The organism is Acidovorax bellezanensis (genome assembly GCF_025421555.1).
Taxonomy (GTDB): domain Bacteria; phylum Pseudomonadota; class Gammaproteobacteria; order Burkholderiales; family Burkholderiaceae_C; genus Comamonas; species Comamonas bellezanensis.
The window spans coordinates 278,717-302,080 of the sequence record NZ_JAODYH010000004.1; the positions used below are offsets into that span (position 1 = coordinate 278,717).

Below are 23,364 nucleotides of genomic sequence, written 5' to 3' on the forward strand. Positions count from 1 at the left end.
TACTACTTAGAGTGAAAACGCCGTATTGACTATAAATTGTTGCTTGTTTGCAAGCAAGTAAGGAGAAACATGGATACGTTGCATATCACGGTAGGTGATCTTCCGCCCGAATGCGAGGAACTTCGCACGCAGGTGAGAACTTTCGCCAAGGAGCACATCAAGCAATACTCCCGCGTCCAGCGCGCGCACAACTGGTCCGGACGCGATCCCGCCTTCTCCAGGCAGATGGGCGAGAAGGGCTGGCTGGGAATGACCTGGCCCAAGGACATGGGCGGCGGCGGCAAAAGCATGCTCGAGCGCTATGTGATGCTGGAGGAGCTGCTGGCCGTCGGTGCCCCCATGGGCGCGCACTGGGCCTCGGACCGGCAGATGGGGCCGCTGCTCATCCGCTACAGCCCCGACAAGCTCGCGCCCAGGATCATTCCGGAAATCATGCGTGGCGAGGCCTTCATCTGCATCGGCATGAGCGAGCCGGATTCGGGCTCGGATCTGGCCTCCATCCGCTCCCGGGGCACCAAGGTGGACGGGGGCTGGAAAATCAACGGCCGCAAGGTCTGGACGTCTGGCGCCCACCACGCGCACTACATGGTGGCGCTGGTGCGCACCAGCGACAAGGGCGAAAACCGCCACGCCGGCATGAGCCAGATTTTCATAGAGATGGATAGACCCGGAGTGACGGTGCGGCCCATTGTGTCGCAGCTGGGCACGAAGATCTTCAATGAAGTCCTGCTGGACGATGTCTTCGTGCCCGACGACCACCTGGTGGGCGAGGAAGGCAAGGGCTGGAGCCAGGTGAGCAACGAGCTGAAGTTCGAGCGCTCGGGCGCCGAACGCTTTCTCAGCAGCACGCAACTGCTGCTGGAAATGCTGGACGAAGCCGATGCCGACAACCGCCAGCAGAGCGTGGCCATAGGCAAGCTGATTGCGCGCTATGCCTGCCTGCGGCAGATGTCCCAAGGCATCGCCTTGATGATGAGCCAGGGCGAGGACCCCTCGCTGGCCGCGTCCATCGTCAAGGACCAGGGCGCGCTGCTGGAGCAGTCCATGCCCGATATTGCCTACGAACTCTTTCCCGAAAAACTCGGCGACGGCAGCGAGTTCGACCAGGTGCTGAACCTGCTGACGCTGGCCGCGCCCTCGTTCTCGCTGCGCGGCGGCACACGGGAAATTCTGCGCGGAATTATTGCCAAAGGATTGGGACTGCGATGAGCGACAACATGATTCAGGAAACCGTACAGCGCCTGCTGGCCAATGAGGTCAGCCGCGAGCTGCTGATCGCCGTCGAGCAAGGCGCCTTCGCTGGCGACTTGTGGCAGACCATCGCCGACGCGGGCATGTGCAAGATGCTGTGCCGCGAAGCGCACGGCGGCATCGAGGCCAGCTGGCTGGATGCCCTGCCGCTGTTTTTCCAGGTGGGCTATACCCAGGCGCCCGTGCCCTTGGCACAGAGCGTGGCGGGGCAGTATTTCGCCTCCCGCTGCGGACTGGATTTGCCGGCGGACAGCGTGATTGCGCTGGCCGCAGGCGCGCAGACCCGGGGCCTGGCCGTGTCACGCCATGCCGGCGGCGCGCTGTCTACCCTCAGCGGTCGGATGCAGGCCGTGAAGTGGGCGCGCCACGCGCACTGGCTGCTGGTGGAATTTCCCGGCGGCATGGGCCTGGTGGATGCCAAGGGCCAGGGCGTGCACATCGCGCATGGCACGGATGTGGCTTCGCTGCCGGCGGACACGGTGACGCTGGAACAAGCGCCGATCGCCCATCTGCTGAGCGCCAACTTCGACGGGCTCGCGCAGCCGCTGGAAACGGTTTATGCCGCCATCGTCGCCACGCAGCTGACCGGGGCGCTGGAATATGCGCTGGACCTGGCCGTGCAGTATGCGAAAGACCGCGTGCAGTTCGGCAAGCCCATCGGCAAGAACCAGGCCATTCAGCAGCAGCTGGCCGTGCTGGCGGGAGAAGTCGCCTGCAGCTATGCCGCCGCCGCCACCGCCTTGCGGGACCTGCCCGGTTTGCAGCAGACCCGCGCCGCGCAGGCCCGGTTCAGCGCCGCCGTGGCCAAGATCACGGCCAGCGATGCGGTGAAGACCGGCGCCTCCATCGCCCACCAGGTGCATGGCGCGATCGGCTTCACCCACGAATATCCGCTGAACTTTGCCACGCGCCGCCTGTGGGCCTGGCGGGCCGAAGCCGGCAGCAGCACCGAATGGGCGCAGCTGCTGGGCCAGGCCTTCATCCACGCCGGGGCTGAACAGTTCTGGCCCCATCTGACGGCCCGCACCCTGCCTGCCGCAAGAGCCGCCGCCCCCCAGCCAATGCACTCCCAAAGGACAGAACTCCATGCCTGATACGTCGGACCAAGCCATATTGACCCACCGCGACGGCCATGTCGCCGTGATTGAACTGAACCGGCCACCGCACCACTTCTTCGATCTGGCCATGATCGCCCAGATCGCCGATGAACTGGACCGCCTGCAGGCAGACAAGGCTTGCCGGGTGGTGCTGCTGCAGGCCGGTGGCAGCGCCTTTTGCGCGGGGGCGGATTTTTCCAAGCGCAGCGGGGCCGAAACGCCGCGCAGCGCGACCAGTATCAACCCCATCTACCAGGAAGCGCTGCGGATTTTCAGCTTTGGCAAACCCATCGTGGCGGCGATCGAAGGGCCGGCCGTGGGCGGAGGCCTGGGGCTGGCGCTGACGGCGGATTTCCGCGTGGCGTGCGAGGAGGCCCGCTTCTCGGCCAACTTCAACCGCCTGGGCTTTCACCCGGGGTTTGCACTGTCCTATACCTTGCCCGCGCTCGTAGGCAAGCAGAAGGCGGCGTGGATGCTCTACACCGGCGCCCGCGTGAATGGCCGGCAGGCCCTGGACATGGGCCTGGTGGACTTCATCGTCCCCCAGGCCGAAGTCCGCGCCCGCGCCATGGCACTGGCGCGCGAGATGGCTGCCTCGTCGCCGCGCGCGCTGCAGTCCACGCGGCAGACCTTGCAAGCCGATGCGCTCAGCCATATCCGCAACGCCATTTCCCGCGAAAGCGCCGAACAGGCGGTGCACTTTGCTTCGGCGGACATCGCGGAAGGCGTGAAGGCGATGGCGCAGCGGCGCCTGCCGGTGTTTGCAGACTGAGCGCGGCCGGCAGGTGTCGCGGGACACGCCTGGGATCCACATCCTTACAACGACAGGAGACAAGACAATGCAACGCAGAACTTTTGGTGCGAGCTTGCTCGCAGGGGCATCGGTACTGGCCTTTCCCGGCATCACACGGGCCCAGGGCAAGGCCTTGCGCATCATCGTGCCGTTCACTGCCGGCAGCGGGTCCGACGATGGGGCACGCTTTTACGCCGAGCAGATCTCCAAGATGCTCAACCGATCCATCATTGTGGAAAACAAGCCCGGTGCCAGCGGCCTGATCGCCGTGCGCAGCGTGCTGTCCGAACCGGCCGACGGCAACACCATCTTGCTGGGCAGCAACTCGCTGATCGCCGTGAACCCCGTCATGGTGAAGAATCTGGGCTATGACCCGTTCAAGGATTTGTCGCCCCTGCATGGCCTGGGCATCTCGTCGGCGGCTTTTGTGACCAGCAACGACTCGCCCTACAACAGCATCGACGACCTGGTCGCGAAGTACAAGGCCAGCGGCAAGCCCATGTCCGTGGGCAACTACTCCGAAGGCTACCGCCTCGTGGGTGAATGGTTGGCGCAGGAAGTGGGCATCAAGACCACGCCCGTCCCCTACAAGGGCGGCGCCCCCATGATCACCGACGTGATCGGCAACCGGCTGGACATTGCCCTGAACGACATCACCGGCATCGCGCCCATGGAAAAGGCCAAGAAGCTGCGCGTGCTGGCCGTCACCGGCAATCTGCGCGACAAGATGCTGCCGAATGTTCCCACCATGAAGGAGCTGGGCTACCCGGACTTCGAAACCTATGTCTGGTCGTCGCTGTCGATGAAAGCCGGCACCTCGGCGGGCAAGATGAAGGAGCTCGCCGACGCGATCACGCTGGTGCAGGGCACCGAAGTCGCCAAGTCCTACCAGGCAACCAGAGCTGGTACATTCCTTGCCAAGTCACTTGGCGAGCTGGGCGAATTCCAGCGCCTGGAATATCTGCGCTTCAAACGGGTGGCGGAGAAAGCCAACATCCTGCCCTCTTGACGGCACCGGGCGCTTGATTCGCCGTGTTTTTATATCCAGCCGCCATGGCTGAAAATCCATGGCGCACAAGATCATCCCCCTATGAAAGAGTCTACGAGCCGCACCCAGGAGCAGCGCCGGGAAGAATCCATCAACGGCATGGTGCAGGCCGCGATTGAGCTGATTGCGGAAAAAGGGGTCGCCGGACTGACCATGGCGGAGGTGGGCATCAAGGCCGGATACAGCCGGGGGCTGGCGCATCTGCACTTTGGCTCCAAGGAGAAGCTGCTGGCCGAATGCCTGGAATACCTGTCGCGCGACTTCAACACCCAGCGCAAGAAGGGGGGCCTGGACACCTCCGGCATCCAGGGCATTTATTCGCTGGTGGACGCCTACACCCAGCGCCCCAAGGATGCGGTCAACCGCATCCGCGCCATGTTCTTCATCGTGCTCGATTCGTCCGTGATCGATTCGCCCTTGTATGGTTTTGTGCAGGCCTACAACGAGAAGAACATGGCCTACGCCGAGTTCAAGCTGAACGAAGCCAAAACCTTGGGCCAGGTCCACCAGGATCTGGACACTCCCTCCAGCGCCTTCATCCTCATGAGCCTGTTGCGCGGCATTTCCGTGCACCGCCTGAACCAGGCGAACATGGACATGACCGAAGTGAAGGCCGAGATTCTGCGCCTGGTGCAGAAGTGGCTGGTGGCATAGGCCTGGCGCGCCCTTTATTTGTTGACTTTATCAACAAATAAAGCATAATCGTTGACTTGCTCAACTGAGTCCTTTGCAGCCCAACCCGGTGTGGCGCCACGCTCCGGCGCCCGTCGCTGGATGCGCTGCCGCGCAAGGCCCCGCGGCCTGGACCCCACCGCCCATGCAAAAACTTCCCCGCAGCTTCACGCCCTACGTTTTCTCTTTCTACATGGCCACCATCATGGCCTTGCTGATGTGCGGCACCATCGTCGCCGTCCAGGCCGGTTTCGGGCCGGGCTACTGGGCCAGCGTCTTCAAGACCTATGTATTGGCCATGCCCGTGGCCTTTTGCTGCGTGCTGCTGGTGCGCCCCCTCGTGCTGCGCATGGTGGCATTGACCGTCGCCCATTAAGCGTGCGGCCGCTGGTTTTTTAGCGGCTAAAAACCAGCGGCCCGGCGTTCAGGCCATGGCCCGGGCCGCCGCGTAGCGCTGCGCGCATTGCCAGCCGATCTCGGCCAGCGGGCCGGCCTTTTGCCCGTTTTCCACGGCGTCGTCGGAAGTCGCATTGCCGTCGGCCGCGCGCTGGGCGATGCCGTGCAGGATGGCTGCCAGGCGAAACAGGTTGTAGGCCATGTAGAACTCCCAGTGCGCGCGCGGATCGCTGCCCGTGGCCTGGGCATACCAGTCCACGTATTCGGCCTCCTGCGGAATGCCCAGCGCCGCCAGGTCCAGACCGGCGATGCCGCGCCACAGCGTGGAGGGTATGCGCCAGGCCATGCACTGGTAGGAGAAATCGGCCAGCGGGTGGCCCAGGGTCGACAGCTCCCAGTCGAGCACGCCGATCACGCGCGGCTCGCCGGGATGGAACACCAGGTTGTCCAGGCGAAAGTCCCCGTGCACCAGGGCGGTCTCGTCACCCGGCGGAATATGCTCGGGCAGCCAGTCCATCAAGCGCTGCATGGCGTCATTGACGGGCAGCGTGGACGCGCGGCACTGGCGCGTCCAGCGCTGGATCTGGCGCGCGAAATAATTGCCCGGCTTGCCATAGCTGTCCAGGCCCACGGCGCCAGGGTCGACGCGGTGCAAGGCGGCGATCACGCGGTTCATGTCGCGGTAGATGGCGCGGCGCTCACTGGGCACCAGGCTTGGCAGGGACTGGTCCATCCACACGCGGCCGTCGAGAAACTCCATCAGATAGAACGGCGTGCCTATCAGCGTCTCGTCCTCGCAGTAGGCGTACATCCGAGGCACCGGCACCTGGCTGCCTTGCAAGGCGCTCATCACGCGGTGCTCGCGGTCGATGGCATGGGCCGAGGCCACGAGCAGGCCCGGAGGCTTGGTGCGCAGCACATAGCTGCGCGGCCCGGCCGTGACTTTGAAAGTCGGGTTGGACTGGCCGCCGGTCAGCGGCGTGATGCTCAGCGGCTGGCCGGCACTGAGGCCCTGGGCCTGCAGGTAGGCGGCCAGCCGTTCCCGGGAAGCTGCCGACAGCGCGCTCATGCGCCCTCCGCGGCCTTGTCCGCCATGTGGACCAGCTTGCGCGCCATGCTCCAGCGGTGCACTTCGCTCGGGCCGTCGTAGATGCGGAATGCGCGCATGTCGGTGAAGATGCGCATCACCGGCGACTCGCCCGTGACGCCCTGCCCGCCCAGCATCTGCACGCTGCGGTCGACCACGCGCCACTGTGCTTCCGAGCACACGACCTTGGCGCGGCTGGATTCGAAATTGCACTTCTCGCCCTGGTCCAGCAGCCATGCCGTGTGCCAGATGTGCAGGCGCGCGGTGTGCAAGTCCATGTCGTTGTCGGCCAGCATGAAGCCCACGCCTTCGTGCTCGGCCAGCGGCTTGCCGAAGGCCTGGCGGCGGCGCGTGTACGCCAGCGCCGCGTCGTGCGCGCGCCGCGCCTGGCCCAGCCAGCGCATGCAGTGCGTGAGCCGCGCGGGCGCCAGGCGCACCTGGGCGTAGCGAAAGCCCTTGCCCACTTCGCCCAGCACGTCGGTGGCGGGAATGCGCAGATTGTCGAAGCGCAGCACGCCGTGGCCGCCGGTGAAGCAGGCATCCATGGCGTCCATGTTGCGCTCCAGGATGATTTCCGGGCGGTCCATGTCCGAAAGGAACATAGTGGCCGAGCCGTCTTCCATGCGCGCCATGATGATGGCGTAGTCCGCGCCTTCGGCGCCGGTGATGAACCACTTCACGCCGTTGATCAGGTAGTCGTCGCCGTCACGCACGGCCGTGGTGGTCAGCATGGACGGATCGGCGCCCGCGCCCGGCGAAGGCTCGGTCATGGCAAAGCACGAGCGCGTCTGGCCCGCGACCTGGGGGCGCAGCCAGCGCTCTTTTTGCGCGGGCGTGGCGACTTCTTCCATCAAATGGATGTTGCCTTCGTCGGGCGCGTGGATGTTGAGCGCCGTGGGGCCCAGCCAGGAGTAGCCGGCCTCTTCGAACACCACGGCCTTGGCGATGTGGCTCAGGCCCAGGCCGCCCATTTCCGGCGAAGCATGGGGCGTGAGCAGGCCGGCGGCCTGGGCCTTGGCCACCAGTTCGCGGCGCAGCGCTTCGCTGGGGCCGTGGTGCGACTGGCGCTCATCGTTCTCATAGGGAATCACCTGCTCGGCGATGAATTGCCGCGTTCTGTCGCGCAGCGCACAGAGTTCGGCGCTCAGTTCGAAGTTCATGGTTTGTGTCTCCTGTGGGCAAGCCGGATGGTTTTCAGCATTGTAGGACGATCTTGCAAACAAAATCCACCGATAAATTTGCCAAAAATCAGCGATGGCTGCCAGATCGCCTGTGTACACTGGGCTCGCCCCCGACTGGAATACCGCCCCCGTGACCACTGAAGCCCGCCCCACCACCGCCGAAAATCCCCAGCCCGCCCGCCCGCAGACCGGGGCCAGTGCGGTCGACGCCGTCTTTTTCGGCATCTTCCACGGCCTGGAAGTGCAGCGTTTCGTGCCCGGCCAGCGCCTGGTGGAAGCCGATCTGGCGGCCCAGTTCGGCGTGGGCCGCAATGCCGTGCGCGAAGCCATGCAGCGCCTGGCGGCCGATGGCATCGTCGACGTGCAAAGGCACAAGGGGGCGACCATCAAGACCTTGACGTTGCAGGAGACCATGCATGTGCTGGACGTGGCCGAGCGCATCGCCGGCCTGCTGGCGCACACGGCCGCGCAAGGCGTGGGCAGCGGGCATTCCCCTGCCCCGCTGCAAGCCGCGCTGCAGGCGCTGGACCAGGCGCAGCAGGAGCTCGATGACGACGCCTTCGCGCGCGCGCGCCGCAATTTCTACCGCAGCCTGCTGGACGCGGCCGGCAGCCGCGAATTGCGCCGGCTGTTCCCGTCCATACAAATGCCCATCGTCTACGCCCAGCACCGGCTGCCGGCGCTGCAGAAAATGCGCCTGGCCGACTACCGGGCCATGGGCCAGGCGGTGATCGCCGGCGATGCGGCCGCGGCCGACGCGGCGGCCATGGCCCATGTGCGCCATGTGCGCGAGGCCATCGTGCGCACGGCGCAGCAGCGCGCCTGAGCGGCCGAAGCCCTCAGTCGGCGGCCTGCAGCGACCGGCCCTGCGCGCCCAGCACGCCGTGCAGAAAGTAGACGACGGCCGTGTGCAGCTGCGCGCGCCGGGCCTCGTCGACGCCGGCCGGCTCCAGCCCCTGCATGGCGCGGTAAAACGGCGGTGAAATGGCGCAGTTCATGAAGTGCATGGCCAGTTGCCGCGCCTGCCGGGCGTCGGGCGGCGGCACCAGGCCGGCCAGGAACAGGCGCTCGACCTGCTCCACGGCGCGCAGCACGGCGGCGTCGAACACTTTGCGCATGAGCTGCGGAAACTGCAGCGACTCGGCCACGGCCACGCGATAAATCCCCAGCACATCGGCGTGCAGCGTGCCGACCAGCAGCCGGGCGCCGACCTGGTTCAACTGCTCCTGCAGCGTGCCCGTGGGCGGCACATCGTCCTGGGGCGTTCCCAGATGGCGCAGCACATGGCTTTCCACCACCGCGTCAAACACCTGGGCCTTGTCGGCGAAACGCGCGTACAGCGTCTTCTTGGAAATGCCGGCGCCGCGCACGATGGCATCCACGCTGGTCGCGGCGTAGCCGTTGGCGACGAACAGCTGCGTGGCGACGGCGACGATGCGCTGCGTCAATTGCGCGGCTTCGTCCACCGAAGGACGCCCGGCTTTGGGCGCGGGGCTGTTGCCGGCGGGTGGGTGGGTGACTGTATGCATGGAGACGGAACGGCCCAAGGGAAAACGCCAAGTTGTGGCCAGCTTAGCACGGGCTTATAAAAGGAACTGTCCAGTTCCTTTTAATCGAATGCCGGGGGCCGGGCCGGTCTGGTGCGTGGCGTGCGGTGCTTTGCCCGCGACCGCAGGCCGACCGCATCCCCTGGCGACTTTTTGGGAGACTCCGTGCCAACACTCCATTCCACGCCCCTCGATGTGAGCGCGCAATTCGGCGCCGACGCCCAGGCACTGGTCACGCAAATGGCCCAGGGCGCAGACCCGCTGGCCGATGCCTTGACGGCGGTGCTGATGACCGGGCCCCGGTCGCTGGCCGACCTGCTCCAGCGCGGCATGGCGCAAGGCCATGCGGCCTTGCCCGACGCTCCGCCGGAAATGGCGGCCTTGCTGCAACAGGCGCAGACGCGTCCCTCCTGGGCGAACGCCCAGCAAGTGCAGCGCGGCGTCGATGCCTATCTGGGCATAGGCGCGCTGTGGCTGGGCATTGCCCTGGGCCCCGGCTCGCTGGCGCACACCTATAGCTCGCCCAGCGTGGCGCGCGTGCTGATCGCCACCGCCAACCTCAAGGACAGGGCCATGCGCCGCCTGCAGGAAACCGCCAACTGGCAGTACCACACCATGCGCCCCGGCAGCCTGGAGCCCGGCGCGCCCGGCTATGTCCACACCCTGCAAGTGCGCCTGCTGCATGCGCGCGTGCGCGCCAACCTGCTGGCCCAGGGCTGGAACGTGGCCGAGCGAGGCCTGCCCATCAACCAGCTGGAGCTGATGCGCACCTGGCTGGACTTCACGGCCGTGCCTTTCCATGCCATGGGCAAGCTGGGCATAGAGTTCACGCCCGAGGAGTACCAGGACCTGTACCACGCCTGGCATGGGGTGGCCCACCTGCTGGGCATAGAAGAGCGCTACTACCGGCGGGTGCACGACCAGGCTTCGGGCGAAGCCATGCTCGCGCTGATCGACGCCGCCAGCGGTGCGCCGAATGCCGATTCCGCCCTGCTCACCACCCACATGCTGGAGGCCGCGGGCCAGCGACTGGCGCCGCTGATGCAGATTCCGCCCGACGTGGCCGTTGGCTTGATGCAAGGCTTTTGCCGCCTGATCCACGGCGACGAAATGGCCGACCGGCTGGCCGTGCCGCGCACCTGGTGGGCGGCCTTGATGCCGACTTTCGCCAACGCCAACCGCTACCAGCGCCTGCTGCAGCGCCAGGACGCGCAAGTGCATGGCAGCAAGGTGCAGGCCACGCTCGGCGCTTTCGACCAGCTGATAGACCTGCTCAAGGGCGAGACGACGTACCAGCGCAACCTGAATCCGCAGGCGACGGTGCACGCGCTGCCGGTGAGCCTGTCCGAGGCCGAGCAGGCCTGAGACAGTCCCGGCCCGACCGGATCAGCGCGGCGCCATGCGGATGGCGCCGTCCAGGCGCACGCTTTCGCCGTTGAAATAGCCGTTGGTGATCATCAGCTCGGCCAGCGTCGCGTATTCGGCCGGGTTGCCCAGGCGCTTGGGGAACGGCACCGACGCCGCCAGCGCGGCCTTGACGTTGTCGGGCGCGCCCTGCAGCAGCGGCGTGTTGAAGATGCCCGGCAGGATGGTGTTGACGCGAATGCCTTCGCCCATCAGGTCGCGTGCGATGGGCAGCGTCATGCCGACCACGCCGGCTTTCGAGGCGGTGTAGGCGGCCTGGCCCATTTGCCCGTCCTGGGCCGCGACCGAAGCCGTGTTGACGATGGCGCCGCGCTCGCCGTCTTCCAGGGGCGCTAGCGTGAGCATGCCGGCGGCGGACTTGGCGATGCAGCGGAAGGTGCCCACCAGGTTGATCTGGATGATGCGGTCGAAATTGGCCAGCGGGAAATGCTTGATGTCACCCGTGGTCTTGTCGCGGCTGGCGGTCTTGACGGCGTTGCCCGTGCCCGCGCAGTTGACCAGCACACGCTCCTGGCCGTGGGCGGCGCGCGCCTTGGCGAAGGCCGCATCCACCTGCTCTTCGGACGTCACGTCGACCTTGCAGAACACGCCCCCCAGTTCGGCCGCCAGGGCTTCGCCCTGGGCCTCGTTGAGGTCGAACAGCGCGACTTTCACGCCATGGCTGGCCAGGCGGCGCGCGGTGGCCGCGCCCAGGCCGGAAGCGCCACCGGTGATGACGGCCGCAATGCTGGAATCGAGTTGCATGGGAATCCTTGAAAGAGAGAAAAAGGGATCGAACGGGGCCGGGCTCAGGCCACAAAGCGCTGCGCGGTATCCAGGCGTTCGCGGCACTGCGCGACCATGCGCGTGATCAACTCCGCGCAGCTGGGCACGTCGTCGATCAGGCCTATGCACTGGCCGGCCGAGATCACGCCGTCGTTGACATTCCCCGAGGCCAGGGCCGCGCGTCCGCGCACGCCGGCCACCAGCGGACGGATGTCCTCGAACTCGCAGCCGCCCGGGCGCTGCTCGATGCTGCGCACTTCGTCGGCGATGGCGTTGCGAAACACCCGCGCCGTGTTTTTCAGCGTGCGGTACAGCAGCGCGGTGTCGCGCTCCGAGCCGCGCACCAGCGCCTGCTTGATGTTGTCGTGGATGGGCGCTTCCTGGGTGACGCAAAAGCGCGTGCCCATGTTCACGCCTTCGGCGCCGAGCGCCAGCGCGGCGGCCAGGCCGTAGCCGTCGGCGATGCCTCCAGAGGCGATGATGGGGATCTTGAGCGCGCGCGCCGCGGCCGGAATCAGCACCAGACCGCCCACGTCGTCCTCGCCCGGGTGGCCCGCGCACTCCAGGCCGTCGATGGACACCATGTCCACGCCATTGCGTTCGGCCGACAGCGCATGGCGCACGGTGGTGCACTTGTGCACGATGGTGATGCCGTGCTCCTTGAAGCGGGCGATGAATTCCTTGGGGCTGTTGCCCGCGGTCTCGACGATGCGCACGCCGCCGGCAATGATGGCCTCGACATAGTCGGCATAGGGCGGCGGCTTGATGGAGGGCAGGATGGTCAGATTCACGCCAAACGGCTTGTCTGTCATCGCCCGGGTGCGCGCGATTTCGCGGGCCAGGTCGTCGGGCGTGGGCTGGGTCAGCGCGGTGACGATGCCCAGGCCGCCGGCGTTGGACACGGCGGCGGCGAGTTCGGCCAGGCCGACCCATTGCATGCCGCCCTGGATGATGGGATAGGCGATGCCCAGTTGTTCGGTGACACGGGTGCGGATGCGCATGCGGCGTTCTCCTGAGATAGAGGCTGCTCCGGCGGGCGGGCCGGAGAATGAAAATGAGGCCCTGCCGCGGCAAGGGCGGCATGCGCGGCAAGGGTTTGAACGCAGTTTAGAAAGCAAAATCCTTGCGCAAAATCGTCGCAAACGACGAAAACCGCCCGCGGCCCTGCGCCTCACGAGACACCGTCCGCGGCAATCTGCCGCTATAAACAGGGCTGCCCCCGGTGCGCGGGCCCTTGCGCGCCTGCTATTTCCTCTCATCACCGCCGCCCGCAATGCTTCCCACCTCGCCCCGCATCCTGGAAACCAAGCTCAACCCGCCGGCCGTCGTCGCCATGCAGGTGCTGCGCAGCGTGATCAGCGAGCAGATCGCGACCGCGGCCGTGAAGCTGGTGCTGGTGCGTGCCCCCGCGGGTTTCGGCAAGACCACGGCCATGGCGCAAAGCCGCCAGCGCATGGAGGCCGACGGCGTGGCCACGGCCTGGCTCACGCTGGACCGGGCCGACAACGATGTCTCGCGCTTTCTGATCTGTCTGGGCGAAGCCGTGCTGCGCCTGGGCATCGACGAGCCGCCGTCCCATGTGCCCTTGGACGCCGTGGCCGCGCTGGTCGCGCACGACGCGCCTTTCACGCTGTTTCTCGATGACATCGAGCTGGTGCAGGAACCCGCGGTGCTGGGCCTGATCCGCGAAATCATCGACCACCTGCCGCGGCTGGGCCGCATCGTGATCGGCTCGCGCAGCCTGCCCGACCTGGGCCTGGGCCGGCTGCGCGCACGCGGCCAATTGCTGGAAATCGACACCGACCGCCTGCGCTTCAACCTCGAGGAAACCAGCGCCTTCTTCGGCCAGCGCGCGCTGCAGACCCTGCCGGCCGACATGCTCACGCAGCTGCACCGCAAGACCGAGGGCTGGGTCGCGGCGATCTGGCTGGCCTCGATGGCGCTGGAGCGCCACGGCACGGAGACCGGCTTTGTCGAGCGCTTCTCGGGCTCGGACCGCGCCGTGGCCGACTACCTGGCCGAAGACGTGCTGGCCCACCAGCCGCGCGAGATCCGCGATTTCCTGCTGCGCACCAGCATCTTGCGACAGCTCAATGCCTCGGTCTGCCAGACGCTGAACCCGCGCGTCGACTGCGCCGCCATCCTGGACCAGCTCACGGCGGCCAACCTGTTTCTCACGCCCGTGACCAGCGACACGCCCGCCTGGCGTTACCACAGCCTGTTCGCCGACTTTCTGCGCGCGCAGCTGGCGCGCGAGCAGCCCGACGAACTCGCGCGCCTGCACCTGGCGGCCTCGGGCTGGTACGAAGCCGAGGGCCGGCCCGTGCCCGCCATCGACCACGCCATCGAAGGCGGCGACCATCCGCATGCACTGACCCTGCTCGACAGCTATGCCGAAGGCTTTCTGGAGCAAGGCCGCATGCGCATTCTGACGCGCTGGTTCTCGGCCATCCCCGCCCACCAGCTGCGCGCACACCCGTCGCTGCAGTTGATCGCGCTGTGGGCGACCTGCTTCACCCACGGCCCCTGGGAAGCAATGAAGCAGCTCGAGGAGTCGGGCTGCGCCGAAAGCAGCATTCCCGAAGTGCGCGCCAGCGTGCACGCACTGACGCCGCTGCTGCTGGCCATGCAGGACCGCTATGACGAGGCCTACGAAATCGGCCGCGCCAGCCTGGCGCGTCTGCCCACGGGCCTGCCCTTCGCCGACAGCACGCTGCTCAACGCCATGGCCAACATCCTCTCGGTCGTGGGCGAGCAGCACGAATCGCAGCGCCTGCTCGACGCGGCGCGCAGCCGCCAGGGCAACAGCAACTTCAACCGCATGTACACCGAATCGCTGGAAGGCATGCACGACCTGCTGGGCGGCCGCTTGCGGCAGGCGACGGCGCGCTTTCGCATGGCCGTGGACTCGACCCACGCGGTGTCGTACAACCACAGCCAGGGCAATGCCTGGGCCGGCGTGCTCTACGCCAGCGTGGTCTACGAAGTCAACCAACTGCAGCAGGCCGACCACCTGCTCAATGTCTACCTGCCGCTGGCGCGCGACGTGGGCCTGCCCGACCACATGATTCTGAGCCACGTGATGCGCTCGCGCATCGCTTTCTACACCGGCGACATCGACGCCGCTTTCCAGGCGCTGACCGAGCTCGAGTACCTGGGCCACCACCGCCAGCTGCCGCGCGTGGTGGCCGGCGCCAAGCTCGAGCGCGCACGCATACTGCTGCTGCAGGGCAACGGCCCGGCCTCGCGCGACGAGCTCGCGCGCGCCGACAACCCCGCCCTGTGGGAGCGCGCGCGGCGCCACCGCCTGCCTTCGCACGACCTCGACTACCTGGCGCTGGCCCGCGCGCGCTGGGAGATCTGCTTCGGCGACCCGCAGGCCGCGCTCACCGCGCTGGATGCCGAACTGCATGCGGCGCTGGCCTCGGCCCGCTGCCGCCGTGCGCTCAAGCTGCGCCTGCTGCGGGCGCTGGCCTTGCAGCGCACGGGCGACGTGGCCGCGGCCATGGAGGAAATCGGCAGCGTGCTGCAGACCTCCAGCCAGGAAGGCTTCATGCGCCTGATCCTGGACGAAGGCCCGGCCGTGGGCCTGCTGGTGCACCGCTATGCCATCGCGGCGCAGGAAGCCGGCCACCGCCGCGACCCCATACTGGCCGAGTATCTGCAACGTCTGCTGCAGGTGCTGGGCCCCATGGCCGCGCCCAGCGCGGCGGCGCCCAGCCTGGACAGCAGCAAGGAGCCGCTCACGCGCAAGGAGATTCGCGTGCTGCAGCTGCTGGCCGAAGGCTATTCCAACAATGCCATGGCCGAGAAGCTGTTCGTCTCGGACAGCACGGTGCGCACGCACCTGCGCAACATCAATATGAAGCTCGATGCCAAGAGCCGCACCCAGGCCGTGGCGATTGCGCGCAAGCTGGGCGTGATTCGCTGAAGCCTGCGCCCCGGACGCTTCAGTCCTGGAAGCGCGCCGCGCGCTTTTCCATCACCGCCAGCACGGCTTCGCGCTGGTTGGCGCTGCCTATCAGCTTGGCCTGCTCCACCGATTCGGCCATCAGCAGGGAGGCCGCGTCACCGTCCGCCGCCTGGTTGAGCAGGCGCTTGGCGCCACGCACCGCGTCGGGGTTGCGCCCGGCGACGCCGCGCGCCAGGGCCAGCGCTTCGGCCAGGGGGTCGGCGCACAGGCGCGTGCCCAGGCCGATACGGCAGGCTTCCTCGGCGTCGACGATGCGCGCGCTGAACACCAGCTCGCGCGCCACGTCGGAGCGCAGCAGCTCGCGCATCAGCGGAATGCCGGCCATGTCGGGCACCAGGCCCCAGTGCATTTCCATCACCGACATGCGGGCGTCCGCCGCGAGATAGCGCACATCAGCGCCCAGCGCGATCTGCAGGCCGCCGCCAAAGGCCACGCCGTGCACCGCGGCGATCACCGGCACCTGCAACTCGCGCCAGGCCCAGGCCACCTGCTGCGGCTGGTTGGCCAGGCCGTGGGTGCGCTCCAGCAAGTCGTTCAGGCCGTTGGCGACCCCGCCGCCTTCGCTCATGCGACCGAAGCTGGCCATGTCCAGGCCCGCACAAAAAGCCCGGCCTTCGCCGTGCAGCACCACGGCGTGCAGGCCGCGCATCGCCTGCAGGGCTTCGGCGGCGGCCACCAGGCCGGCGAACATGCCGGCGTCGATGGCGTTCATCTTGTCGGGGCGCGACAGGCGCAGCTGGGCGACGCCGTCGTCGTCCAGTTGCAGCGCTACGCGGTCGTGGAATCTTTGGGTCTCAGCCATGGCGTTGTCTCCGGTCCTTGGTGTCTTGTTGGGCGATGTTCTCACGCGCGCGCCGCCAATCGGCATCGCTCCAGTCCGCCATGCGCGAAAAATTCCCGCCCGTCGCCTGGTACTGGCCGCCGTCGATGGCAATGGTCTGGCCGTTGATGTATTCCGAGCCCGGGCCCAGCAGGAAGGCCGCGAGGTTGGCCAGTTCGGGCATGCGGCCGTTGCGCTCCATGGGGTTGCGCTCGGCCTTGTGCTCGCCGCCGCCCGGGTTCAGCCGCGCGCTCATGCCTTCGGTGGGAAACAGGCCCGGCGCGATGGCGTTGAAGCGTATGCCGCGGCCGGCCCACTCCACGGCCAGCGACTGGGTCATGGCGTGCAGGCCGGCCTTGGACATGGCCGAAGGCACGGTGAAAGGCGAGCCGTTCCAGACCCAGGTGGTGAGAATCGACAGCACCGAGGCCGACTTGCCTTCGGCCAGCCAGCGCTTGCCGCAGTCCAGCGTCATGCAGAAGCTGCCGCGAAAGACGATGCTGGCGATGGCGTCGAATGCGCGGGGCGACAGGTCCTCGGTGCGGCTGACGAAGTTGCCGGCGGCGTTGTTGATCAGGCCGTCGAGCGCGCCGCCGTCGGCCCAGATGTCGTCGAGCATGCTGCTGATCTGCGCGTCCTGGCGGATGTCGCAGGCCTTGGCGACCACGCGCCCGCCATGCGCGGCCATCAGCTCGGCGGCCGTCTGCTCCAGCACCGCTTCGCGCCGCCCGCAGATATAGACGTCGGCGCCGAGCAGCAGCAAGGCCTCGCTCATCACGCGGCCGAGGCCGCTGCCGCCGCCCGTCACGAGGTAGCGCTTGCCGGCCAGCAGGCCGGGCTTGTAGACCAGATCATCGAGCGTCATGGGATTCCTTGCGGGCCGCTCAGCGGCCGAGGTAGTGGGGTGGGCGTTTGTCGAGGAAGGCCTGCATGCCTTCGCGGAAATCGGCGGTCTGGGTGCACAGCACCTGGTTGCGGTCTTCCATGGCGATGACCGCCTCCATGCTGGGCGCGTCCACGGCGAAGCCCAGCGCGTCCTTGGTCAGGCGCAGGCCCAGCGGCGTGGCGTGCAGCATGTCGTCGGCCAGCGCCTGGGCTTCGGCCTGCAGTTCGGCCAGAGGCGCGACACGGCTGACCAGGCCCAGCGCCTGGGCGCGCTGCGCGTCCATGAAGCGCCCGGTGAGCAGGTACTCGGCCGCGACCGAGCTGCCCACCATGCGCGGCAGAAAATAGCTCACGCCCACGTCGCAGGCCGACAGGCCGATGCGGATGAAGGCCGCGTTCATGCGCGCGTCGGGCGTCGCCAGCCGGATGTCCGAAGCCAGCGCAAGCCCGAAGCCGCCGCCGCTGGCCGCGCCCTGCACCAGGCTGATGATGGGCTGCGGACAGCGGCGCATGGCCAGCATGATGTCGCGTATGCCTTTTTGCTGCTCCAGCACCTCGGGCACCGAGCGCGTCTCGCTGCCGGCCGCGTGGTCCTTGAGGTCCAGCCCCGCGCAGAACGCCCGGCCCGCGCCCTGCAGCACCACCACACGCGCACTGCTGCGCGCACTCAGCCCCAGAAAATAGTCGCGCAACGCCTGCACCAGCTCGGCGTTCAGCGCATTGAGCCGCTCGGGCCGGTTCATGGTGAGCCAGGCGATGCTGCCCTCCTCGCGCAGTTCAAGTACGCTCATGAAAAAGCCTCCCGGTAAAAGGCGTCCGTCGCGACCCACAACCCACGCAACTGGCGCAGCCCAGCAATGGGGCAACGAGCAAGCGCCGCCGCGCAGCGAGGTTGCCGCCCCCCTCCCGCGAAGCGAGAGAGGGGGGAGACGCGGCAGCGGCTCAGGGGGTGCCTCTTTTTACAATGCACGGGAGATCACCTCCTTCATGATCTCGTTCGTGCCGCCATAAATGCGCTGCACGCGCGCGTCGGAGTACATGCGCGCGACCATGTACTCGTTCATGAAGCCGTAGCCGCCGAACAGCTGCAGGCATTCATCGATCACGCGGCCCTGGGCCTCCGATCCCCAGAGCTTGGCCATGGAGGCCGTGGCCGTGTCGAGCTTGCCCGCGACCAGGTCTTCGACGCAGCGGTCGATGAAGGCCCGGCCGACCTTGATCTGCGTGGCGATCTCGGCGAGCTTGAACTTGGTGTTCTGGAACTCGGCGATGGGCTGGCCGAAGGCCTTGCGCTCGCGCACATAGTCCAGCGTGGCCTGGTAGGCGCCTTCCATGGTCGCCAGCGCGCTCAGGCCGATGATGGTGCGCTCGTAGGGCAGATCGCCCATCAGCTGGAAGAAGCCCTGGCCTTCGCTGCCGCCCAGCAAGGCGTCGGCCGGCACGCGCACTTCGTCGAAGAACAGCTCGGAGGTGTCCTGGGCCTTCATGCCTATCTTGTCGAGCACCCGGCCCACGCGATAGCCCTGGCAGCCTTCGGTCTCGACGATCAGGATGGACGTGCCCTTGGCGCCCTGCGTGGGATCGGTCTTGACGACCACCAGCACCACGCCGGCCAGAAAGCCGTTGGTGATGAACGTCTTGGAGCCGTTGATCACATAGCCCTGGCCGTCCTTCACCGCCCGCGTGCGCACGCCCTGCAGATCGGAGCCCGCGCCGGGCTCGGTCATGGCGATGGCGCCGACCAGCTCGCCGCGCGCCAGGCGCGGCAGGTACTTCTGCTTTTGCGCCGCGGTGCCGTGGTTGAGGAAGTAGTGCGCAACGATGGAGTGCACCGAAGTGCTCATGCCCGTGAGCGCGCGGCGCGCCATCTCCTCGTAGAACACGGCTTCGTGGCGGAAATCTCCGCCACCGCCGCCGTATTCCTCGGGAATGTCGGCGCACAGCAGGCCCAGCGCGCCGGCCTTGCGCCAGATGGCGTGGCCGACATTGCCCCGCTTGCGCGCCTCTTCGTCGTGCGGCAGCATTTCGGTTTCGATGAAGCGCACCACGCTATCGCGGTACACATCCAGGTCTGCGTCACTCCACGAGCGGCGGAAATCGATGGCCATGGGTTGTTTCCTTCTAGTAGAGCTCAGTTCACCAGCCGATCGCGGCCGGCCCAGAAGGGCTTGCGCAATTCGAACTTCTGCAGCTTGCCGGCGGCCGACAGCGGCAGGGAATCGCGAAACTCCACGCTGCGCGGCGACTTGTAGCCCGCGATCTGGCTGCGGCAATGGGCGATCAGCGCCTGGGCTTCGAGCGCCGCGCCGGGGCGCAGCACCACCACCGCATGCACGCGCTCGCCCCATTTGTCGTCGGGCACGCCGATCACGGCCGACATCAGCACTTGCGGGATCTGCGCGATGGCGTTCTCGACTTCGGCCGAATACACGTTCTCGCCGCCGCTGACGATCATGTCCTTGATGCGGTCGACGACGAACAGAAAGCCGTTCGCATCGACAAAGCCGCTGTCGCCGGTATGCATCCAGCCGCCGCGCAAGGCATCGGCAGTTTCCTTGGGCTTTTTCCAGTAGCCGCGCATGACCATGGGGCCGCGCGCCACGATCTCGCCGATCTGGCCCGAAGGCAATTCGTTGTCCTCGCCGTCGACGATGCGGATCTCGGCCATGGGCAACGGCATGCCGGCCGAGCGCAGCAGCCGGTCTCGGTCGGGGCCGGGCAGGTGAAAGCGCGGCTTGAGCACCGCCACCGTGGGCGACAGCTCGGTCTGGCCGTAGGCTTGCGAGAAGCTCGCGCCCGGCAGGGCCTGCATGGCTTTTTCGAGCAGGGGCACGTCGATGGGCGCGGCGCCGTACAGCACCATCTCCAGGCTAGACAGGTCGAACTCGGCAAAGCGCGGGTGCTCGATCAGCCGCTTGATCATGGTCGGCACCAGGAAGACTTCGGTCGCGCCCTCCGCGGCAATGGTCTGCAGCACCGCCACTTCGTCGAACATGGGCAACACATGCAGGGGCACCAGCCGCAGCATGGACTGGAACGTCAGACCGCAGCCGGCGACGTGGAACATGGGCGTGGTGCACACCAGCGCCTGGTACTCGGAGCTGCGCGGCTGCGCCGCGATCGATCCCAGGGAGCCGATGTAGAAGTTGCCGTGCGTCAGCATCACGCCCTTGGGCTGGCCCGTGGTGCCGCCGGTGTACATGATGGCGGCGAGTTCGTCGCCGCTGTGGGGCGCGTCTTCGCAGGGCGTGCTTTGCGCGAGCAGTGCTTCGTAGCCCAGCATGCCTTCGGGCACCGGCCCGTCGCCGCAATAGACCACGGTGCGCAGCGACGTCGACAGCGCGCGCAGCTCGGCCACCAGCGGCACGAAGGCATCGTCGACCAGCAGAATGCGCGTATCGCAGTCATCGAGCGAATAGGCGACTTCCTTGGGATTCCAGCGGATGTTGACCGGATTGATCACGCCGCCGCCCCACCAGACGCCGAAAAAGAACTCGACGAAACGGTGGGAGTTGAAGCCCATCATGGCGACGCGATCGCCGGGCGCCATGCCCAGCTCGTGCAGGGCCGCGGCCAGGCGGGCCACGCGGTCGGTGAATTGGCGGTAACTCAGCCGCGTGTCGCCGAAGACCACGGCCAGGGCATCGGGTTTCTCGCGCAGACTCTTGTGCAGGGGTTGGGTCAGGATCATGTCTCGTCTCCTCGTTATGGTTTTACGGATGCATCAACCGACGCGGCGCGTGTGTCCCGCCCAGTGCGGTTCGCGCAGCTTGTACTTCATGACCTTGCCGGCACCCGAGACCGGCAAGGCGTCGATGAAGGCGACGCTGCGCGGGCACTTGTAGCCGGCGATCAACGTGCGGCAATGGGCGATCAGCGCCTCGGCATCGGCCTCGGCGCCGGCCTTGCGCACCACCACCGCATGCACGCTCTCGCCCCAGGAGCTGCTGGGCACGCCAATCACGGCGACCGCGGCCACCGCGGGGTGGCCGGCGAGCGCGCCTTCGACTTCGGCGCAGTAGACGTTCTCGCCGCCGCTGACGATCATGTCCTTGAAGCGGTCGACGATGAAGACGAAGCCGTCGGCATCCATGCGGCCGGCGTCGCCGGTGTGCATCCAGCCGTCGCGCAAGGCGGCGGCGGTCTGTTCGGGCAGGTTCCAGTAGCCTTGCATCACGCAGGGGCTGCGCACCATCAGCTCGCCGATCTCGCCGCGCGGCACTTCGCGGCCGTCGCTGTCGCCTATGCGCAGGTCGATGCCCGCCAGCGCCTGGCCGGCCGAGGACAGCTTGCCTAGCTTGCGGCCTTCGGGCGTGTGGTACGGGCTGGTGAGGTAGCTCACGCCCGCCGAGAGTTCGGTCATGCCGTAGCCCTGGGTGAATTCAGCCTGCGGGAACATGGCGAACGCCCGCTCGAGCAGCGCTTCGGTGATGGGCGAGGCGCCGTAGCCGACGGACTCCACGCTACTCAGATCGGCGGCCGCCGTGCGCGCATCGTCGACCAGCACCTGCAGCATGGCGGGCACGGCCATCAGCTTGGTGCAGCGCTCGCGCTCTATGGCTTCCAGCATGGACTCGACCGAAAAGCCTGGCACGATGACCTGGGCGCAGCCCGCGACCAGGCCGCGCAGCAAAAACGACAGGCCCGCCAGGTGGAACAGCGGCGCCACCTGCAGCAGCCGCGCGCTTTCGTCGAAGTGGGCGGCGAGCAGCGAAATCTGGGAATTGATGACCAGCGCCGAGTGGCTCAACATCACGCCCTTGGGCCGGCCCGTGGTGCCGCCGGTGTAGAACACGCCGGCCAGGTCTTCGCCATTGCGCAGCGCGTCGGCCACGGGCGCGTTCTCGCGCAGCAGCTGCTCCCAGTCGTGCATGTCGGCCGGTGCCTGGCCTTCGCCCATGTAGATGCAGCTGCGCAGCGCCGTCGACTGCGCGCGCAGCGTGGCCAGCAGGGGCAGGAACTGGTCGTCGACGAAAAGCAGGGCCGTGCCGCAGTCGTCGAGCGAATGCACCATTTCGGCCGCGCTCCAGCGCGTATTGACAGGGTTGACCACGCCGCCGGCCCACCACACGGCCAGGTAGTACTCCAGCGTGCGGTCGGAATTGAGGGCCAGCATGCCCACGCGGTCGCCGGGCTTCAGGCCCAGGCGCTGCAGCGCGCCGGCCAGGCGGGCCACGCGCTGGCCCAGTTCGCCATAGCTGCGGCTGCGGCCCTGGAAGATGGTGGCCGTGGCATCGGGGCGCTGCTGCACGGCGCGGTGCAAGGCCTGGGTCAGGTAGAGGTTCATGGGGCGGCGCTCAGGTGAAGGCAGGGGTGGGGGTGGACGCACGGCGGCTCTCGGCCCAGCGGCGCAGCAGGGCCGCGCCGTCTTCCAGCGCGGCGCTGCCGGCCGCCACGGGCGGGGCCGGGGGCGTGCGGCTGAAGCGCGGCGCCGGCGCCGGCTGCACCACGCCGGCGACATCGACAAACGTGCCGCGCGCCCGGTTGTGCGCATGGGCCGGCGCCTCGTCCCAGTCGAGCACGGGCGCGAAGCAGGCATCGCTGCCTTCGAGCAGCAGACACCATTCGTCGCGCGTGCGGGTGCGAAAGACGTCGGCCATGCGCAGCTTGAGCAGCGGCCAGCGGTCGGCGTCCATCTGCGCGTCGAACGTCGGGTCGTCGGCGATGCCGCAGCGCTCGCGCAGCAAGGCATAGAACTGCGGCTCGATGGCGCCCACGGCCACGAACTTGCCGTCGGCGCAGGCATAGGTGTCGTAGAAATGCGCGCCGCCGTCCAGCAGGTTCTCGCCGCGCTGGTTGCTCCAGCGGCCCGCGGCCTTGAAGCCGTAGAACATGGCCGAGAGCAGTGCCGCGCCGTCGGTCATGGCGGCGTCGATCACCTGGCCGCGCCCCGAGCGCTGCGCTTCGTACAAGGCGCTGAGCACGCCCACGGCCAGCAACATGGCGCCGCCGCCGAAGTCGCCGACGTAGTTCAGCGGCGCCACCGGCGCCTCGCCCGAGCGGCCGATGGCGTGCAGCGCGCCGCTGATGGCGATGTAGTTGATGTCATGGCCCGCGGCCTGGGCCAGCGGGCCGTGCTGACCCCAGCCCGTCATGCGGCCGTAGACCAGCCGCGGGTTGCGCGCCAGGCAGGCGTCCGGGCCCAGGCCCAGCCGCTCCATCACGCCGGGCCGAAAACCTTCGATCAGCACGTCGGCGCTGGCCACGATGTCCAGCACCTTGCGCGCCGCGCCTTCGGCGCGCAGGTCGATGGCCACCGTGCTGCGGCTGCGCGCCAGAATGTCGTTGGGGTCGACGGGCGTGCCGGGCCGCGTGATGCGTATCACTTCAGCGCCCATGTCGGCGAACAACATGGCGCAGAACGGTCCCGGGCCTATGCCCGCCATTTCGATTACCCGGAGCCCTTGGAGCGGACCTGCCATTT

21 protein-coding genes are annotated in these 23,364 nt (G+C 67.5%); 9 read left to right on the plus strand and 12 right to left on the minus strand.

The features are described 5' to 3' along the window. Nucleotides 1-69 precede the first annotated feature (69 nt). The 6 genes from N0K08_RS09525 to N0K08_RS09550 all read left to right on the plus strand — a co-directional run bounded on the left by N0K08_RS09525 (nt 70) and on the right by N0K08_RS09550 (nt 5,237). Nucleotides 70-1,209 carry an acyl-CoA dehydrogenase family protein gene (locus N0K08_RS09525; RefSeq protein ID WP_261500019.1) on the plus strand — a complete coding sequence of 380 codons (1,140 nt, stop codon included), beginning with the start codon at nt 70-72 and terminating at the stop codon, nt 1,207-1,209. After that, nucleotides 1,206-2,345: an acyl-CoA dehydrogenase family protein gene (locus tag N0K08_RS09530; RefSeq protein ID WP_261500020.1), complete on the plus strand. Its 1,140-nt coding sequence runs from the start codon at nt 1,206-1,208 to the stop codon at nt 2,343-2,345. The genes N0K08_RS09525 and N0K08_RS09530 overlap by 4 nt, the downstream gene beginning before the upstream one ends. Continuing rightward, nucleotides 2,338-3,120 carry an enoyl-CoA hydratase/isomerase family protein gene (locus tag N0K08_RS09535; protein ID WP_261500021.1) on the plus strand — a complete coding sequence of 261 codons (783 nt, stop codon included), beginning with the start codon at nt 2,338-2,340 and terminating at the stop codon, nt 3,118-3,120. The genes N0K08_RS09530 and N0K08_RS09535 overlap by 8 nt, the downstream gene beginning before the upstream one ends. 67 nt (nt 3,121-3,187) lie before the next feature. After that, complete coding sequence (locus N0K08_RS09540) at nt 3,188-4,150, plus strand: Bug family tripartite tricarboxylate transporter substrate binding protein (protein WP_261500022.1); 963 nt, start codon at nt 3,188-3,190, stop codon at nt 4,148-4,150. An 81-nt stretch (nt 4,151-4,231) separates the two neighbouring features. Further along, nucleotides 4,232-4,843, plus strand: a complete 612-nt coding sequence (locus tag N0K08_RS09545) for a TetR/AcrR family transcriptional regulator (RefSeq protein ID WP_261500023.1) — start codon at nt 4,232-4,234, stop codon at nt 4,841-4,843. Between the two features lie 163 nt (nt 4,844-5,006). Further along, the gene (locus N0K08_RS09550; protein ID WP_261500024.1) at nt 5,007-5,237 is read left to right on the plus strand and encodes a DUF2798 domain-containing protein; all 231 of its coding nucleotides are present in this window, start codon (nt 5,007-5,009) and stop codon (nt 5,235-5,237) included. Between the two features lie 48 nt (nt 5,238-5,285). Here N0K08_RS09550 and N0K08_RS09555 read toward each other — a convergent pair whose 3' ends face one another. Together N0K08_RS09555 and N0K08_RS09560 are read right to left on the minus strand one after the other, a co-directional pair. Next, nucleotides 5,286-6,326, minus strand: coding sequence for a phosphotransferase (locus N0K08_RS09555; protein WP_261500025.1), 1,041 nt, complete (start codon nt 6,324-6,326; stop codon nt 5,286-5,288). Next, nucleotides 6,323-7,504, minus strand: coding sequence for an acyl-CoA dehydrogenase family protein (locus tag N0K08_RS09560; protein ID WP_261500026.1), 1,182 nt, complete (start codon nt 7,502-7,504; stop codon nt 6,323-6,325). Before N0K08_RS09560 ends, N0K08_RS09555 begins: the two co-directional genes overlap by 4 nt. Before the next feature lie 151 nt (nt 7,505-7,655). Between N0K08_RS09560 and N0K08_RS09565 the strand changes: the two genes are divergently transcribed. Continuing rightward, nucleotides 7,656-8,351: a GntR family transcriptional regulator gene (locus tag N0K08_RS09565; RefSeq protein ID WP_408642934.1), complete on the plus strand. Its 696-nt coding sequence runs from the start codon at nt 7,656-7,658 to the stop codon at nt 8,349-8,351. A gap of 13 nt (nt 8,352-8,364) precedes the next feature. Here the strand turns inward: N0K08_RS09565 and N0K08_RS09570 are convergent, their stop codons facing one another. After that, on the minus strand, nt 8,365-9,054 hold the full coding sequence (locus tag N0K08_RS09570; RefSeq protein ID WP_261500027.1) for a TetR/AcrR family transcriptional regulator: 690 nt from the start codon (nt 9,052-9,054) through the stop codon (nt 8,365-8,367). A gap of 183 nt (nt 9,055-9,237) precedes the next feature. On the opposite strand from N0K08_RS09570, the gene N0K08_RS09575 reads away from it, so the two are divergent. Beyond that, complete coding sequence (locus N0K08_RS09575) at nt 9,238-10,437, plus strand: oxygenase MpaB family protein (protein ID WP_261500029.1); 1,200 nt, start codon at nt 9,238-9,240, stop codon at nt 10,435-10,437. Nucleotides 10,438-10,458: 21 nt separating this feature from the next. Here the strand turns inward: N0K08_RS09575 and N0K08_RS09580 are convergent, their stop codons facing one another. Together N0K08_RS09580 and N0K08_RS09585 are read right to left on the minus strand one after the other, a co-directional pair. Beyond that, a complete protein-coding gene (locus N0K08_RS09580; RefSeq protein WP_261500030.1) occupies nt 10,459-11,241 on the minus strand; it encodes an SDR family NAD(P)-dependent oxidoreductase in 783 nt (260 codons plus the stop codon). Nucleotides 11,242-11,285: 44 nt separating this feature from the next. Continuing rightward, nucleotides 11,286-12,257: an NAD(P)H-dependent flavin oxidoreductase gene (locus N0K08_RS09585; RefSeq protein ID WP_315967997.1), complete on the minus strand. Its 972-nt coding sequence runs from the start codon at nt 12,255-12,257 to the stop codon at nt 11,286-11,288. A 278-nt stretch (nt 12,258-12,535) separates the two neighbouring features. Between N0K08_RS09585 and N0K08_RS09590 the strand changes: the two genes are divergently transcribed. Further along, entirely contained in the window at nt 12,536-15,193 is a 2,658-nt protein-coding gene (locus N0K08_RS09590) for a LuxR C-terminal-related transcriptional regulator (RefSeq protein WP_261500033.1), read from the plus strand. Nucleotides 15,194-15,212: 19 nt separating this feature from the next. On the opposite strand, the gene N0K08_RS09595 is transcribed toward N0K08_RS09590, so the two are convergent. From N0K08_RS09595 to N0K08_RS09625, 7 genes are all read right to left on the minus strand, one after another. Continuing rightward, the gene (locus N0K08_RS09595) at nt 15,213-16,037 is read right to left on the minus strand and encodes a crotonase/enoyl-CoA hydratase family protein (RefSeq protein ID WP_261500034.1); all 825 of its coding nucleotides are present in this window, start codon (nt 16,035-16,037) and stop codon (nt 15,213-15,215) included. Further along, nucleotides 16,030-16,920 carry an SDR family oxidoreductase gene (locus N0K08_RS09600; protein ID WP_261500035.1) on the minus strand — a complete coding sequence of 297 codons (891 nt, stop codon included), beginning with the start codon at nt 16,918-16,920 and terminating at the stop codon, nt 16,030-16,032. Before N0K08_RS09600 ends, N0K08_RS09595 begins: the two co-directional genes overlap by 8 nt. 19 nt (nt 16,921-16,939) lie before the next feature. Beyond that, nucleotides 16,940-17,731 carry an enoyl-CoA hydratase/isomerase family protein gene (locus N0K08_RS09605; protein ID WP_261500036.1) on the minus strand — a complete coding sequence of 264 codons (792 nt, stop codon included), beginning with the start codon at nt 17,729-17,731 and terminating at the stop codon, nt 16,940-16,942. 168 nt (nt 17,732-17,899) lie between these two features. After that, the gene (locus N0K08_RS09610) at nt 17,900-19,048 is read right to left on the minus strand and encodes an acyl-CoA dehydrogenase family protein (protein ID WP_261500037.1); all 1,149 of its coding nucleotides are present in this window, start codon (nt 19,046-19,048) and stop codon (nt 17,900-17,902) included. A 23-nt stretch (nt 19,049-19,071) separates the two neighbouring features. Next, nucleotides 19,072-20,631 carry a long-chain-fatty-acid--CoA ligase gene (locus tag N0K08_RS09615; RefSeq protein ID WP_261500038.1) on the minus strand — a complete coding sequence of 520 codons (1,560 nt, stop codon included), beginning with the start codon at nt 20,629-20,631 and terminating at the stop codon, nt 19,072-19,074. 33 nt (nt 20,632-20,664) lie between these two features. After that, nucleotides 20,665-22,227: a long-chain-fatty-acid--CoA ligase gene (locus tag N0K08_RS09620; protein ID WP_261500039.1), complete on the minus strand. Its 1,563-nt coding sequence runs from the start codon at nt 22,225-22,227 to the stop codon at nt 20,665-20,667. 10 nt (nt 22,228-22,237) lie between these two features. Then, nucleotides 22,238-23,362, minus strand: coding sequence for a CaiB/BaiF CoA transferase family protein (locus N0K08_RS09625; protein WP_261500040.1), 1,125 nt, complete (start codon nt 23,360-23,362; stop codon nt 22,238-22,240). Nucleotides 23,363-23,364: the final 2 nt, after the last annotated feature.

Excerpts from the sequence above, each read along its gene's own strand:
- N0K08_RS09525 (WP_261500019.1), top strand. The coding sequence starts at position 70 with ATGGATACGTTGCATATCACGGTAGGTGATCTTCCGCCCGAATGCGAG.
- N0K08_RS09530 (WP_261500020.1), top strand. The coding sequence starts at position 1,206 with ATGAGCGACAACATGATTCAGGAAACCGTACAGCGCCTGCTGGCCAAT.
- N0K08_RS09535 (WP_261500021.1), top strand. The coding sequence starts at position 2,338 with ATGCCTGATACGTCGGACCAAGCCATATTGACCCACCGCGACGGCCAT.
- N0K08_RS09540 (WP_261500022.1), top strand. The coding sequence starts at position 3,188 with ATGCAACGCAGAACTTTTGGTGCGAGCTTGCTCGCAGGGGCATCGGTA.
- N0K08_RS09545 (WP_261500023.1), top strand. The coding sequence starts at position 4,232 with ATGAAAGAGTCTACGAGCCGCACCCAGGAGCAGCGCCGGGAAGAATCC.
- N0K08_RS09550 (WP_261500024.1), top strand. The coding sequence starts at position 5,007 with ATGCAAAAACTTCCCCGCAGCTTCACGCCCTACGTTTTCTCTTTCTAC.
- N0K08_RS09555 (WP_261500025.1), bottom strand. The coding sequence starts at position 6,326 with ATGAGCGCGCTGTCGGCAGCTTCCCGGGAACGGCTGGCCGCCTACCTG.
- N0K08_RS09560 (WP_261500026.1), bottom strand. The coding sequence starts at position 7,504 with ATGAACTTCGAACTGAGCGCCGAACTCTGTGCGCTGCGCGACAGAACG.
- N0K08_RS09570 (WP_261500027.1), bottom strand. The coding sequence starts at position 9,054 with ATGCATACAGTCACCCACCCACCCGCCGGCAACAGCCCCGCGCCCAAA.
- N0K08_RS09580 (WP_261500030.1), bottom strand. The coding sequence starts at position 11,241 with ATGCAACTCGATTCCAGCATTGCGGCCGTCATCACCGGTGGCGCTTCC.
- N0K08_RS09590 (WP_261500033.1), top strand. The coding sequence starts at position 12,536 with ATGCTTCCCACCTCGCCCCGCATCCTGGAAACCAAGCTCAACCCGCCG.
- N0K08_RS09595 (WP_261500034.1), bottom strand. The coding sequence starts at position 16,037 with ATGGCTGAGACCCAAAGATTCCACGACCGCGTAGCGCTGCAACTGGAC.
- N0K08_RS09600 (WP_261500035.1), bottom strand. The coding sequence starts at position 16,920 with ATGACGCTCGATGATCTGGTCTACAAGCCCGGCCTGCTGGCCGGCAAG.
- N0K08_RS09605 (WP_261500036.1), bottom strand. The coding sequence starts at position 17,731 with ATGAGCGTACTTGAACTGCGCGAGGAGGGCAGCATCGCCTGGCTCACC.
- N0K08_RS09610 (WP_261500037.1), bottom strand. The coding sequence starts at position 19,048 with ATGGCCATCGATTTCCGCCGCTCGTGGAGTGACGCAGACCTGGATGTG.
- N0K08_RS09615 (WP_261500038.1), bottom strand. The coding sequence starts at position 20,631 with ATGATCCTGACCCAACCCCTGCACAAGAGTCTGCGCGAGAAACCCGAT.
- N0K08_RS09620 (WP_261500039.1), bottom strand. The coding sequence starts at position 22,227 with ATGAACCTCTACCTGACCCAGGCCTTGCACCGCGCCGTGCAGCAGCGC.
- N0K08_RS09625 (WP_261500040.1), bottom strand. The coding sequence starts at position 23,362 with ATGGCAGGTCCGCTCCAAGGGCTCCGGGTAATCGAAATGGCGGGCATA.